The 11903-nt window shown below is 57.1% G+C and carries 14 protein-coding genes; 9 read left to right on the plus strand and 5 right to left on the minus strand.

Going from position 1 to position 11903, the window contains the following annotated elements:
* Nucleotides 1-193: 193 nt before the first annotated feature.
* Nucleotides 194-1108: a hypothetical protein gene (locus MLB1_RS03615; RefSeq protein WP_180748337.1), complete on the minus strand. Its 915-nt coding sequence runs from the start codon at nucleotides 1106-1108 to the stop codon at nucleotides 194-196.
* 2 nt (nucleotides 1109-1110) lie between these two features.
* Complete coding sequence (locus MLB1_RS03620) at nucleotides 1111-1446, minus strand: hypothetical protein (protein WP_180748338.1); 336 nt, start codon at nucleotides 1444-1446, stop codon at nucleotides 1111-1113.
* A gap of 554 nt (nucleotides 1447-2000) precedes the next feature.
* Here MLB1_RS03620 and MLB1_RS03625 point away from each other — a divergent pair.
* From MLB1_RS03625 to MLB1_RS03635, 3 genes are all read left to right on the plus strand, one after another.
* Nucleotides 2001-2762, plus strand: coding sequence for a hypothetical protein (locus tag MLB1_RS03625; protein WP_371750552.1), 762 nt, complete (start codon nucleotides 2001-2003; stop codon nucleotides 2760-2762).
* A gap of 112 nt (nucleotides 2763-2874) precedes the next feature.
* The gene (locus MLB1_RS03630; protein WP_180748340.1) at nucleotides 2875-3219 is read left to right on the plus strand and encodes an Lsr2 family protein; all 345 of its coding nucleotides are present in this window, start codon (nucleotides 2875-2877) and stop codon (nucleotides 3217-3219) included.
* A 41-nt stretch (nucleotides 3220-3260) separates the two neighbouring features.
* Nucleotides 3261-3485 (plus strand): hypothetical protein, encoded by a 225-nt coding sequence (locus MLB1_RS03635; protein ID WP_180748341.1) that lies wholly within the window; start codon nucleotides 3261-3263, stop codon nucleotides 3483-3485.
* An 82-nt stretch (nucleotides 3486-3567) separates the two neighbouring features.
* Here MLB1_RS03635 and MLB1_RS03640 read toward each other — a convergent pair whose 3' ends face one another.
* Both MLB1_RS03640 and MLB1_RS03645 read right to left on the minus strand, forming a co-directional pair.
* Nucleotides 3568-3996: an SMI1/KNR4 family protein gene (locus tag MLB1_RS03640; RefSeq protein ID WP_255485579.1), complete on the minus strand. Its 429-nt coding sequence runs from the start codon at nucleotides 3994-3996 to the stop codon at nucleotides 3568-3570.
* A gap of 78 nt (nucleotides 3997-4074) precedes the next feature.
* Entirely contained in the window at nucleotides 4075-4341 is a 267-nt protein-coding gene (locus tag MLB1_RS03645; protein ID WP_180748343.1) for a helix-turn-helix transcriptional regulator, read from the minus strand.
* A gap of 152 nt (nucleotides 4342-4493) precedes the next feature.
* Here MLB1_RS03645 and MLB1_RS03650 point away from each other — a divergent pair, with 152 nt between their 5' ends.
* From MLB1_RS03650 to MLB1_RS03670, 5 genes are all read left to right on the plus strand, one after another.
* Nucleotides 4494-4808 (plus strand): hypothetical protein, encoded by a 315-nt coding sequence (locus tag MLB1_RS03650; protein WP_180748344.1) that lies wholly within the window; start codon nucleotides 4494-4496, stop codon nucleotides 4806-4808.
* A gap of 9 nt (nucleotides 4809-4817) precedes the next feature.
* The gene (locus MLB1_RS03655) at nucleotides 4818-6767 is read left to right on the plus strand and encodes an HNH/ENDO VII family nuclease (protein WP_180748345.1); all 1950 of its coding nucleotides are present in this window, start codon (nucleotides 4818-4820) and stop codon (nucleotides 6765-6767) included.
* Between the two features lie 547 nt (nucleotides 6768-7314).
* Entirely contained in the window at nucleotides 7315-7701 is a 387-nt protein-coding gene (locus MLB1_RS03660; RefSeq protein ID WP_180748346.1) for a DUF2185 domain-containing protein, read from the plus strand.
* A 235-nt stretch (nucleotides 7702-7936) separates the two neighbouring features.
* Nucleotides 7937-8866 (plus strand): S-4TM family putative pore-forming effector, encoded by a 930-nt coding sequence (locus MLB1_RS03665; protein ID WP_180748347.1) that lies wholly within the window; start codon nucleotides 7937-7939, stop codon nucleotides 8864-8866.
* Between the two features lie 2 nt (nucleotides 8867-8868).
* Complete coding sequence (locus MLB1_RS03670; protein ID WP_180748348.1) at nucleotides 8869-9747, plus strand: hypothetical protein; 879 nt, start codon at nucleotides 8869-8871, stop codon at nucleotides 9745-9747.
* Between the two features lie 185 nt (nucleotides 9748-9932).
* Here the strand turns inward: MLB1_RS03670 and MLB1_RS03675 are convergent, their stop codons facing one another.
* Nucleotides 9933-10376 (minus strand): hypothetical protein, encoded by a 444-nt coding sequence (locus MLB1_RS03675; protein WP_180748349.1) that lies wholly within the window; start codon nucleotides 10374-10376, stop codon nucleotides 9933-9935.
* Nucleotides 10377-10745: 369 nt separating this feature from the next.
* On the opposite strand from MLB1_RS03675, the gene MLB1_RS03680 reads away from it, so the two are divergent.
* Nucleotides 10746-11888, plus strand: a complete 1143-nt coding sequence (locus MLB1_RS03680; protein WP_180748350.1) for a restriction endonuclease — start codon at nucleotides 10746-10748, stop codon at nucleotides 11886-11888.
* Nucleotides 11889-11903: the final 15 nt, after the last annotated feature.

An 11903-nucleotide genomic window follows, 5' to 3' on the forward strand; every position in this document is an offset into this window, starting at 1 on the left:
AATAGTTGAATATTTCATTTTATCCCGTCAGTAGTATAGCGTGACGGATTGCGCTAGTAAATGCCGAAATTTTGTCCATATATCGCGAGCTTAACGAACGAGGCTTAAGAACCGCTTCGCCTATCTGGGACCACCGTATGGAAATATTTGAGGCCCGCCAAGTAGCCAGCTGGACAGGCGATGCCACGTTGCGCTATCCCTCCTGCCCAACCGCCAGCCACTCCCCCAGGCTGATCCCGAAGGCACGGGCTTGGCACAGTTCAGCGTTGCACTGTCTGCCGATTTCAGGATCGACCCATTCGATGAACTCTCGTTCTGGGTGGCTGGCATCGTGCATGTGGATGAAGTAGTCGTAGTCGCCGTAGCCAGTCGTGCGGTCATGGGCGATGCGTGGTGGCAAGGGCAGCTGGTAGAGCGCAGTACCCCGGACCCCGCGGTCAAGCAGTGTTGCGTCTGAATCAACCACCAGCTGTTCAAACGTCATGTATTGCAGGGCGATTGCCCGATGATCGGCATTATCAAGTTTGGCGATGTCCTGGATGAGCAGGACGTGATCGATGATCTGGAAGTAGCGGCGCTTGTCGAACTCGATACCCTGCAGAAAGTAGTAGCCGTGGCCGTCAGGCCACACCACTGCCATCCGGCCGCTGTCATCATGCAGGACATCACTCCCACCTTCGGCGACCCTGATGACCGGGGTGGGCACGATGATCGCCTTGCCGTGCGCGGCGATCAGCCAGCCAAGACCGTTACGGAACGCTTCAGCGAGCGTATTTGGCACCGTGTCTGCATTTTCGGCGGTGAGGACGGTGCTGCCTCCCAGGAAGTGCCGCAGGTCAAGTATCGATCGATCCAGGACATGCCGGAATATGACTTGATGCGGCTCGCTGAATACGAGCCGCTCATCATCGAGTTCCTGCACATTCCAGGCACCCCAACCCTCCCGGTCGGCAAGGTCCGCGAAGCGCTTATCTTGCTGGGAATGCGTGGCCAGCCTGAGCGCCTCATCGAGATTCGGCCGCACGGTGATCCGTCTGGTCTTGTCCAGGCCGATTGATCGGTAGAACTCGGTAACGAGTTCGACCACGCGCTCCTGCTGGAAACCCATGGTTAGTCCGCCACGATCCGTTGCGAGACAACCGCAGAGCGCACATCAAACTCGGTCTTGCGGATGATCTTCCATGCGCCGGCCGGAACCGTGAGCTCGCGATGCTGCTCGCGGGTTTTGCGGTGGCGAAGCGGGGTGTCACTGGGGAGGTTGACGAACAGATCGCCGTTCAGCGCCACGATCTGCGCGAACGCCTCGTCGCTCTCCAACACGTGATGGTGACCTGATTCGCTGTGTCCCACAATGCAACTGGTTACCAGCTCGGTTGTGCCAGTGGGGGCATCGGTAACGGGCAGGAGCAGGATTTCGCCGTGGCGGATGGGGGTGCGTTTGGGCATGGCAGAGGCCTTTCGGGGCGGTGAATCGATAGGTGGCAACGCACACCCGTGGCGCAAAACCGCAGGGGGCGCCTGGTCGTCTACCGTACGGGTGTTTGAACGGGAACGCAAGGATTTGGCAACCCTTGAATCCGTATATTATTTCCGTATTATCCTCTGCACCAGTTGATTACAATTCGAGGCATTCAGCCATGGCTAATCATTGCGCAGTGATGAGGCGGCGTAGAAACAATGGCCAAACGATCGAAGTTTCGCCGTCTTGATCCGTACGTGGCACCACCCGTCCGCGACCTTCACGTACCTGGCGTCACAACGCGAGCAGGCGGGACGGGGCATCGTTCTTGACCCCCATCAGAGCTATGCCGCTATCCGGGTTCGTCGCCCCAATGGCGACATGGCCTGGATCATCGCCCGAGAACCGGCTACCTTAATGGATACCTCGGGCGAAGTCATGTTCGTCGCCGGAATCGATTGCAGCAGCGCCGCATTCCTCATCGAAATCGGGGCACAGTACCTTAATGAGAACCGATCGGATTCCTGCGAAGATTAACCGCGTGCCCACCACCGACCGTTCCACCATTCCCGACATGCTGCCTGTGCTTGCTAAGCACTACAGCGACGGCACGCCATCGGCTGTCCGGTTTCGGTTGCCATCGTGGAAGGCCGCGCTTGCCGAAGTGCGGGGTGAGCCAACTCGACTGCTATCTGACCCGTTGGTGACAACGGATTCAACGTCAGACACGCATCGAGCGGTTGGCGACCGGGTGGTCACGCGGGAAGCGGTGATCGATGCCTGCAGTGCAATGGATCTGACCGACGACAATGCGGTCATTGCCGCCTTCGTGTTGGTGATGGCGTGGGGATCAGGAACAAGCAACAGTCGGTCGCTACGCAACACCAGAAAGGCTTTGGTCGACGTTTCCGCCGCGGCAAGCGTGCTCCGTGAATCCGCAGCGGCATTGCGCGCGGTGCAGCAGATCACTGATCCGGTCATCGCCGATATGCATCGCCAGTTCGTCTTGCCGGGCATTGGAGAAGCCTTCTTCACCAAGTGGTTCGCGTTCGCCGGCTACGTCCCCGGCCGACAGTGGCAGCCACTTATCCTCGACAGCAGGGTGCGACGCACGCTTCACAACACACTCGACACATGGCTCAACCGACTCACTGATGTCCACCGTCACCCCGAGCGATACATCGCCTACCTGACAGCGATGCACCAATGGGCGGCAGAACTTCCCCAACCAACTACCGCCACCCAACTGGAATGGATCATGTTCACGCATAACGGCGAACCCGCTGACCTTCCTGCGCAATAGACACCGTATCCAAAACGCCCGATCTGGGGATAACACCGGGGTTTATTGACTCGTGCCGTTACCCTTGGCGTGTTGATACCGATCAGTAATATCGCGCAGAAGGATGTCCCCTATGGCCAAGAAGGTCACCGTAACCCTCGTAGATGATGTCGATGGCGAAGCCACTGCCGATGAATCCGTGGAATTTGGCCTCGACGGCATCACGTATGAGATTGATCTTTCGTCCAAGAATGCTGAGAAGCTACGCAAACAGCTCTCCACTTGGGTTGAACATGCCCGCAAGGTGAGCGGCCGTCGTCACGGACGTGGCGGCTTGGGTTCGAGTCGGAAGCGGCCAAGCATCGATCGTGAACAAAGCTCCGCGATCCGCGAGTGGGCTGGGAAGAACGGGCACGCCATCTCATCGCGCGGTCGCATTCCTGCTGAGGTTATTGACGCGTTCAACGCCGCGAACTAAGCCGCACCGCGGGCACCATTACGTGTGAGCTAGGAGATGCGATGGTGGACTGGCACCCCGTCACCTTCTCGACCCGGATTGTCGCGGAAGCGTACCTGCCGGAACGCGGCTCCATCCTTGTGCGATTCAAGAATGATGGAGTCGAGTGGGAATACAAGAACTGCTCGCTGGAGACATGGAAAGCATTCACCGCACCCGGCCAGTCTCGGGGCGAGTTCATCCATGACGTACTTGATCACAAACCGCACGGCGAATGGCGTGGATGAAACACTTAAGCCACACAAGAGGATTCGTCACGCTATTCGATGCAGTATACCAATCAGACTGAATCACTGAAGGTTGAAGCAGTCAGTCCTCCCCCAGCACCAGCTGGTTCAGGTATCCATCAAATGAGTCGGCGACGAATGTCTCCGGATCACATTCAGAGTCAATCACGATGATGGCGGGGTCTGTGCGCAGCCCGGCCTGATCGGTCAGTGAGCGGCGATAGTCAAGGCACAGGTCCCAATGGCCGTCTCCGTCAAAGGGAATCACCCATTCCGCCCCGGTCGGCCGCGACGGAAAATCCGGGTCCTCATGCCACCAGGCGGCCTTCTCGATGCGATCTGAGCCTGGGCCGATACCCCGGATGAGGTGGTGGGTGGTGTTGTAGTTCCGTTCATCGGGAAAGCAGACTCGCAGCACACCGCCGTTCTGAAGACGGAGCAGATGGACCAACGACTCGGGTAATCGCACACCGAGTTGACGCTCAGCGGAATCGAGCAGCTCATCAGTCAAGGGCGATTGGGTTCGCAAAGGGGCAGGTGGCACTCTCCACACCTGAGCCGGATCCATGCTGCACCACGCTACGTTCCCCTACGTAGATAACGAAGTGCTGGATGAGGGGGCCTGCCCCTCAAGTCTGGCCACTACCTGACTCAACTTGGTACCCATGGCCCGAGCAACATGCCCTAGTTCAATGACATCCAGCCGCCGTTCGCCGGATTCGTATTTACTCACGAAAGACTGTGGAACGTCTAGCCGCTCGGCCATCTGAACTTGTGTCAGACCCGCTTCACCACGCATCTGCCGCAGCAGCGCACACAGGCGCTGATACTCGGCCGACACGATGGACTTGTCCACGCGACAAGCGCACTCTTGCACTAGCTGATATCCCAATTTAGGATATCGCGTGATCGTCGAGCAGCGATCCCCGGTCGGCGATTGCTGCGATAGCGGCACTACCTCTGTAGTGTGTCTGCCATCACTTAGCTACAGCAGAGGGAGGACTGTGCATGGGTGGCGTACTGCGAGCCGATCTTGAGGCGCTCGCCAGATTGGGGACTCAGATTGATGCCCTGGTTGGTGAGATGCGTAGCGACATACCCACAGGTGCAGCTTCACAGGGGGCGAGTCCCGCGCTGGTGGTATTGCAGCAACTAACCACCCAGACCTTGCCGAACGTGGGCCACACCTATATGGGTTGGATGGGTGCGTTCGGGCAGGTTTCCGATGCGTTCGCCCGCGGCATGATCGAAAACGAAGAGCACGGCATCGCCGTCATACGCTCGATCGGCAACACGTCCCACAATCCGACAGCACACAGCTAGGGGTCTGTGATGGCGGGGGCAACGAAATCGGGGATGCTGGCTGTTGACGCCAATTCCTACCGCCCCCTGCTCGATGGCGTGAAGTCTTTGGTGGCCAAGTACGAGCAGCGGGTGTCCACGTTCAAGGGATACGTCGATAAGCCTGGCGGCACCTACTGGGAGGGGCAGACCGCTACAGCGGGACAAAACAATGCCGCTGATGGCTGGAAAACGATCGCTCGCATCCAGGATCTGGGCGATAGATACCACCAGAGCGCAGGGCCACTTGTCGACTACACAATTCTGCCGGCGCTGGTCAACGGGCAGATCATGATTCACAATGCCGAACGCCAGCCCGGTGTCACGGTCAATGAAGACCTGTCAATGACGTACACCCCACCCGAGGGGATGAGCAAAGAGCAGGCGGAGAGGAACGCCAAGACTGTCGCCGATGCGGCCAAGGAGCTCAAGGCATCCGGAGATAAGTGGTGGGACGGCGACCAGCAGGTCAAACACCTCACCGAGAGCGTCATCAAAGACGTAGAGAACGAAGTCAACAGTGCCGCAGGCACATTCGATATCGGCAAAGCAGTCAAAGACACCGCGCCCCGCACGACGGACCCGAACGCCACCACCGTCAACTACAAGGACCTGTACCCCAAGACCGCCGCTCCGGCGAGTACCGAAGCAGCAGCCGCAACCGCCACTGACCCGAACGCACCTGTCCTCGGTCCACCAGCGTCCGGCGACAAACCGATCAAGCCTGATCCGACCGCTGGCGCGTTCACCGGCTCGCTGAACAAAATGGGCATCACCGAGCCCAAGAGCCCGGTGGACAAACCTGCGCCTCCGCCAGATGCGCGCACCGTGCCCGCACCCAAGCTGGACATGAACAACCCCGCCGACAAGGCCGCTATCGATAAATTCCGCAGCATCCTGTCCACGCAGCTCCCGCCCGATCAGGTGGAGGCAAAGGTGGCCGAAGCCATCAAGGGCGCGCAACAGGACCGTCCCATGGTCACAACACCCGAACCCGGCACCCCGCCAGAGCGTCACCAAGAGTCATTCAGCGAGGCGTTCCACAACTCGTGGGACAAGGGCATCAAAGGTGTTCAGGACTTGGTGGGCGCCAACGGACTTGAGACAGCCAAAGACGCCTGGAAAGACATGGGCACGGGCATCAAGGACAGTTTCGGCGAGCTAGCCCACCCCACGGAAGTCACCCCCGAACGGGTCGAAAACCTCCAACGAATGCTCGACAACCCCAAAGCATTCCTGGGTGAACAGGCAGCCATCGCCGCCCAAGCCGCCGCCACCGCACCATTGGGCGGGGAAGCCGCACTCGCTCGTGCCGGACTGGAAGACGCTGCCGTCACCGGGGTGCGCGGTGAACTCACCCACGGCCTACCTGAACCCCATACGCCGGTCGCAGGACACGCCGCCACCGAAATCCTAAGTGGCGGAACCCATCCCACCCCCGTGGTGGATCACCCCGCCCCCTCGGCGGAGCATCCAAGCGGTCCATTCCCGCCGCACGGGGAACCCGGCAGTTACGCGTACGACGATGACGGCAACCGCCTTAGGTATGCGAATGACAGGCCAGATTACGGGCCGGGTCAACTGGAAAAGACCTGGGATATCACACGCGAAGAACAGTTGGGAGACATCGGCAATGGTCGATTAAATCTGCCGAAGCCCGAAGATGGCCAGCAATGGGTTCAGCTACATCCCAATGGTCCAACTAAGGACGATTGGGTTATTGAGAACGGTCACCGACTCATTGACTGGCAGCCTGGTGAACCACGCAGGGGCCTATGGGATATGGGACATGTCAATGGTGACGAATACCGTATACTGGAGAAACAATACCTCAATGGTGAAATCACCTTTGAGGAATATATGGGTCAGTATCGCGATCCGTATAACTATCGAGTACAAGACCCGTACCGGAATCAGTCCCATATTGACGAAGGACCGTAATTAGCGATGGGGAGGTGAGTTACATTGAGTTTGTCGCACGTTGCCAAGACTGGCTCTTACGAAGATTTCTTAAAAGAGTACACCCCCTCAGACGCTAAATGGATTTCGATCACTGGCAGGAATCTCCTCTTTCAGTCAGTGTCTAATAGGGACGTTGAGGCCCGTGTGGACATCACAATGCGCCTGTTGGACGATGGTGCCGACCCGTCGATAGCCCCCGACAATGTGAACGTGCTGCACGTACTCTTCGACCAACGCACCCATGACCCTGCTCATGAGGCTCCAATGCTCCGCCGTCTCATTGAAGGTGGAGCTGACATAAATCTGTTCTCTAAGCGATCAGGGCCTCCGCTAGCCTGCCTCATCGAGCACGGCCCTTCACCGGAAAGTGCGTGCATACCGTTTTACGACGTGATCTTCGATCAACCGAACCTTAATCTGACGTACCCCTACTTGCGTGATCTTATTTTCAACTCTGCGTGGAACCTGCCCATACTGCGCGAGCGAGTACTAGCCTACGAGTCGGCAAAGAGCTAGGGTTGTAGATATGGCTGAATATGTCGAATTCATTCCACATTCCGGCGCCTGCTTAGCTACCAAAAATGTGTTGGAACGACGTGGCAAAGTACGTTGGATGGTGCGAGTTCCATCCACGGGCGGTGCCGATAACGGCTGGCAGATAATGAGCCACATCGATACCGGCGAATACCTTAATGATAAAGACAACTGGCAGATCGTAGCTTTCAACGATGTGTGCAACATCGAGCCCGCACTAGTGGGTATCTACGACTTTCCAGTTGGGTCTGATTTGCAAGTGGTACGAGATGAGCGCGGCATTAGCATCTACGACACCCCCACAGGCCGACAAATACCAGTCGAAGAGTTCTACTTACCGCCTCAGTACCGAGACGGCGCGCAGCGAAAAGAAGATTAGCAGAGTTGGGCGTACCCATGGTCTGAATATCCCCCTTGTGGAATGATGAGCGCGAATTTCCGCCCACAGCGGACACCCATACAGCGCGTAACGCCCTATTCATTTCGGCTGGCTGTTTGCCTGTACGGGCTAAGCGGTAGGAGCAACTTGATACTGCAGCCACCCAACTACCCGAAGACTCTAGTCAACTCTCTAACATCTTTATATAATGTACATAAATTACATAAGGGGGTTCATGACATCACAAACTCCAGAAGACTACGAACCGCCGCCTGGATCTGAGATCGCCGCGAATCAGAACTCCTTGGCAGCGTTGAGGTTATTGCTCGCCCAGCGGCGGTTATATAGCCAATCAAAACGCTGGCTCGGACTACGCTGGCTTGGGATGTTGGTAATCGCTTTAGCCGCACCGATCTTGTCTGTCGCGAAGCCGGAAACAGCCGTCATATCAGGCGCCGTAGCCGGGGCGTGGATCTTCCTAGGACGTACTGCGCTCTATCGACTTGAACAGAAAAAAGTCGAGCAGGCTGCCGCTGTTCAGGAAATCTTCGATCTCCACGTTTTTGGCATGCCCTCGAGCGGAAGCCGAGCCTCCCTTCCTTCGCTAGAAGAAATCTCTCTTATCGCCGGGCCCGATTCCGGTATCTCCAAAGCTGCAACGGATGCAAAGCTTATCGATTGGTATCCAATCGATAACACTCAGGGCGGTCGACTCACCGTTGCAATCTGCCAGCGCGCAAACGTTTCATATTCAGATCGCCTCCTTAAGTCAACTGCAACAGTGTGGATCGCAGGGATGGCTGTCTGGGCAGTCGCCTTGGTAGCTGTATCTATCTACTTCAACCTCAGTTCGTCGCAACTTCTCTTAGGCATCGTTCTTCCATTGCTACCAGCCTTCCTCGACGTATGGGAATATTGGCGGGCGATACGCAGAGCGGCAGTAGATAGACGCGATCTCGTCACGACAATCGAGCAACGAATTACTACTGGCGCGAAGGGGCTTGAGCCCGAGGACATGCTCGTCTGGCAAGGACGGATATTCGAACTTCGACGTAGCGCACCGCAAGTGCCCGACATAATCTACTGGCTATCGAGAAAGCGAAACGAACTAGCTATGAGATCGGCAGCAGAACAGTTGAGAACGAAAGCTAAGGGGGAAGAATAGATATGGCTTTAACTACCGCTTCGGCATTTGATGAGTTCTATGACGATATTAAAGAGGACGATGCAATACGTCGGAAAGTAAGTGATCGCCGGGAAAATGTAGTGGCATCCCTCAAAAATGCGTTCCCCTCAAGTGCCACGATGCAGTTCCAGTCCGCGAAGCTGATCGGATCTCTGGGGAGGCACACTGCCAGTCGGCCATTTGAAGACATGGACTTACTGGTTCATCTCCATGTAGACGAGGATCTATGGGCATCAAAATATCAGTATAATTCAAGCGATTTTCTTTACCGAGCACGAAATAGCCTGACAGGAAGCTCGACTGTCAAGAAGATCGGCGCAAGAGGCCAAGCCATTCGGCTGTTTTATTCAGATGGGCTAGTTGTCGACGTTGCCGCAGTTGTGAAGATCACCACCGGCGGCTACAAGATTCCTGATGGTACCGGTGGGTGGCTATACACCAATCCGCTTGAGCATGAGACATACATGAACCGGCGTAACTCGGAACTAGATAGCAATCTCAAGCGATTCGTAGTGATTGCCAAGCAGTGGAATAGGGCGCACAGCTCTCATCTAACTTCGTTCCACGTTGAGATGATGGCTGCACGGACATTCGTGAAATTAGGAACGAATCGGCGAGAAGCTCTGCGGTCATTCTTCAACTACAATCAACACAATCTCAGTGTGGAGGATCCTGCCGGTTATGGCGGCGATTTGTCCTCTTATCTAACGTGGACCACGCGAGACCTGGTCAATACAGCGCTAGGCGCTGCCCGCGATCGCGCCGACCTTGCACTTGCCGCAGAGAATCGCGGCGATCATCGTGAGGCAATTCGACACTGGGGAATCATTCTGGGATCTCGATTTCCCGCATATGGATGAGATGGCGCGCCGACGGCTGCCGAGATGTCGACATCGGGCTTTGAAAAGAGTCAAATCGAATCAGCTTGCCGAAACTGAATCGCTACTTAAAAAGCGATTCCAGGTGGCGAATCGCCCTCAGCATTTGCCCTGCACCGAATGCAGCTCCGCTGCGGTTACGGACGTAACTTGGCCGGGTGAATCCCTTAGCCTGCCGGGCGATTGACGCAGTCTTTGTGCAGCGCCCCTTGGCGGAAGGAGTCCAAACCCGCACGATCCAGGCACGCCTGAGTGAGTCCCACGATTTGCAGGTTTCCGTGCTGGCCGTACCGGCTCATGATCTTGCCTGGGTCCCACACTGCGCATACATCGGTAGGTAGTGCGCTGCCGTAGCTTCTGCATTTGTTGGTCAATTCCGTTACCCAGCTACGCGAGAAGCAACCGACTTTGAGCTCATCCATGCCGTTATCGCCCGGCTGCACGACCCAGTAGGAACTGTTGCCCGCGGCACAGTCGTTGGCACCTTCCCAGTAGTTCATCAGCCACGAGCCATCCCAGTACGGCTGCTCCGTTTCGGCCGGAGCTGCTGTGTACGTCCGAGGACTCCGCGTCGGCAGAGTTGCTGCCGTCGTGGGTTGCGCCCACGTCATGCTGGGAACTGTGGGGTTGAACGCGCTGCCTGCGTATGGCCGAGAGCTGTGTGTGGTGTCGGTTTTGCCACGATCAGGTCCGCACTGCCCCAACAGAAAAAAGGCCACGATTCCCACCAGCCCGAGCCCGCCGATGGTTCCACCCACACCCCGTTGATGTGGCCGCACTTGGACGGCCCGGCCACTCGCAAGATGCCGAGTGTGTCCACGTACGTTATGTTTACGCACCATATTCGCTCCCCACGCTCACGACCCCGTACCTGAGCCCATCCTTCTCATACATCTGCCGCTGTAAGGTGCCCGGCACCTTCACTGCGAATGCCTCTGATTTATAGCAGAGGAGTACGACAAATGCCTCTAACTGCGCAAATGCAGATCGTTGCTCTCAGTCAGGCCATACGAACGCCGTTGCCAGAAGGGCCTCATAGCGGCACGGGCACGCAGATCGGCGAAGTTTTCGTATTTGTGCGCAGCACAGCGATTCTGAAGGAGGCGAGGCGGTACAGCGCCTCTCCTGCCACACCGCACCCGGCGCAAGGATGTTCATGCGCAGCTCTGTCCGGTCTCAATGCGACGATGAACAGCATGAAGCGGATCTCAGGGCAGGGGTACCAGGCTCTCCGTGACGCACTGGCTGTCACCACTTGGTACAAGAAACAGTTCGAGAGGCTGCTACGCGATGCACTGCGGGCGCACTCAGAGTTGTTGACAGGCCTCGACTTCAATAACGCGACGAAGCGCGAGACCGCTGACACTTTGGTGGACCGGCTGATGACCGATGAAACCACCTATCAGTCAACGACGATCGATCTGATGACTGAACTCGCCGGGATGAAGCATTTCCCCGATATCGAGGCAATCAAGGACCGTCCTGATCGTGAATTGCGATTGCAACAAGCCCGGCAGGCGGTCACGCGGCTGCAGGATTTCCTCAGTCCGTATCTGGCAGGCGTCGAATCCAACGCAAGGTCAGTCGCTGCCAAGAAGGCGCACGCAGAAGAACAAGATCGGCGCAGACGTTTTTCCGATGAGCTCTCGAACCTCCGGGAGCGCTACATAGCGATGCACGACGCCGGCGACCCCCACAAGCGAGGCAAGGACTTCGAAATCCTCCTGGCAGACTTGTTCTTGCTCTTCGACATGGAGCCTCGACTCAGCTATAGCCTTCCGCACGAGCAGATCGACGGGTCGTTGAGTTTCGATACCGACGACTACATCGTTGAGGCACGTTGGCGCAAAGAACCCACCGAGCCAGGCGATCTACATATCTTCAAAGCCAAAGTAGAAACGAAGGGGCGCAACGCACTTGGCATCTTTGTCAGTGTTAACGGATTCACTGCCGGGGCCTTGGAACTCTACTCGTCCACGAGCCCATTCATCGTCTTCACCGGAGACGATATCTACACGGTCCTTGATGGCCGCATCACACTGGACGACCTTCTCCGCCAGAAGAAACGGCACGTCAACGAAACCGGCAACTGCTACCTCCCGGCCCGGGGACTCACGGCTTGACTGGTGCGCGAATGC

The sequence above is a fragment of the Mycobacteroides sp. LB1 genome (assembly GCF_013449725.1).
In the GTDB taxonomy this organism is placed as follows: domain Bacteria; phylum Actinomycetota; class Actinomycetes; order Mycobacteriales; family Mycobacteriaceae; genus Mycobacterium.

What these genes read in the sequence shown, in the direction of transcription:
- MLB1_RS03615 (WP_180748337.1), bottom strand. Translation starts at nt 1,108, where the DNA reads ATGGGTTTCCAGCAGGAGCGCGTGGTCGAACTCGTTACCGAGTTCTAC.
- MLB1_RS03620 (WP_180748338.1), bottom strand. Translation starts at nt 1,446, where the DNA reads ATGCCCAAACGCACCCCCATCCGCCACGGCGAAATCCTGCTCCTGCCC.
- MLB1_RS03630 (WP_180748340.1), top strand. Translation starts at nt 2,875, where the DNA reads ATGGCCAAGAAGGTCACCGTAACCCTCGTAGATGATGTCGATGGCGAA.
- MLB1_RS03635 (WP_180748341.1), top strand. Translation starts at nt 3,261, where the DNA reads ATGGTGGACTGGCACCCCGTCACCTTCTCGACCCGGATTGTCGCGGAA.
- MLB1_RS03650 (WP_180748344.1), top strand. Translation starts at nt 4,494, where the DNA reads ATGGGTGGCGTACTGCGAGCCGATCTTGAGGCGCTCGCCAGATTGGGG.
- MLB1_RS03655 (WP_180748345.1), top strand. Translation starts at nt 4,818, where the DNA reads ATGGCGGGGGCAACGAAATCGGGGATGCTGGCTGTTGACGCCAATTCC.
- MLB1_RS03660 (WP_180748346.1), top strand. Translation starts at nt 7,315, where the DNA reads ATGGCTGAATATGTCGAATTCATTCCACATTCCGGCGCCTGCTTAGCT.
- MLB1_RS03665 (WP_180748347.1), top strand. Translation starts at nt 7,937, where the DNA reads ATGACATCACAAACTCCAGAAGACTACGAACCGCCGCCTGGATCTGAG.
- MLB1_RS03670 (WP_180748348.1), top strand. Translation starts at nt 8,869, where the DNA reads ATGGCTTTAACTACCGCTTCGGCATTTGATGAGTTCTATGACGATATT.
- MLB1_RS03675 (WP_180748349.1), bottom strand. Translation starts at nt 10,376, where the DNA reads ATGACGTGGGCGCAACCCACGACGGCAGCAACTCTGCCGACGCGGAGT.
- MLB1_RS03680 (WP_180748350.1), top strand. Translation starts at nt 10,746, where the DNA reads ATGCAGATCGTTGCTCTCAGTCAGGCCATACGAACGCCGTTGCCAGAA.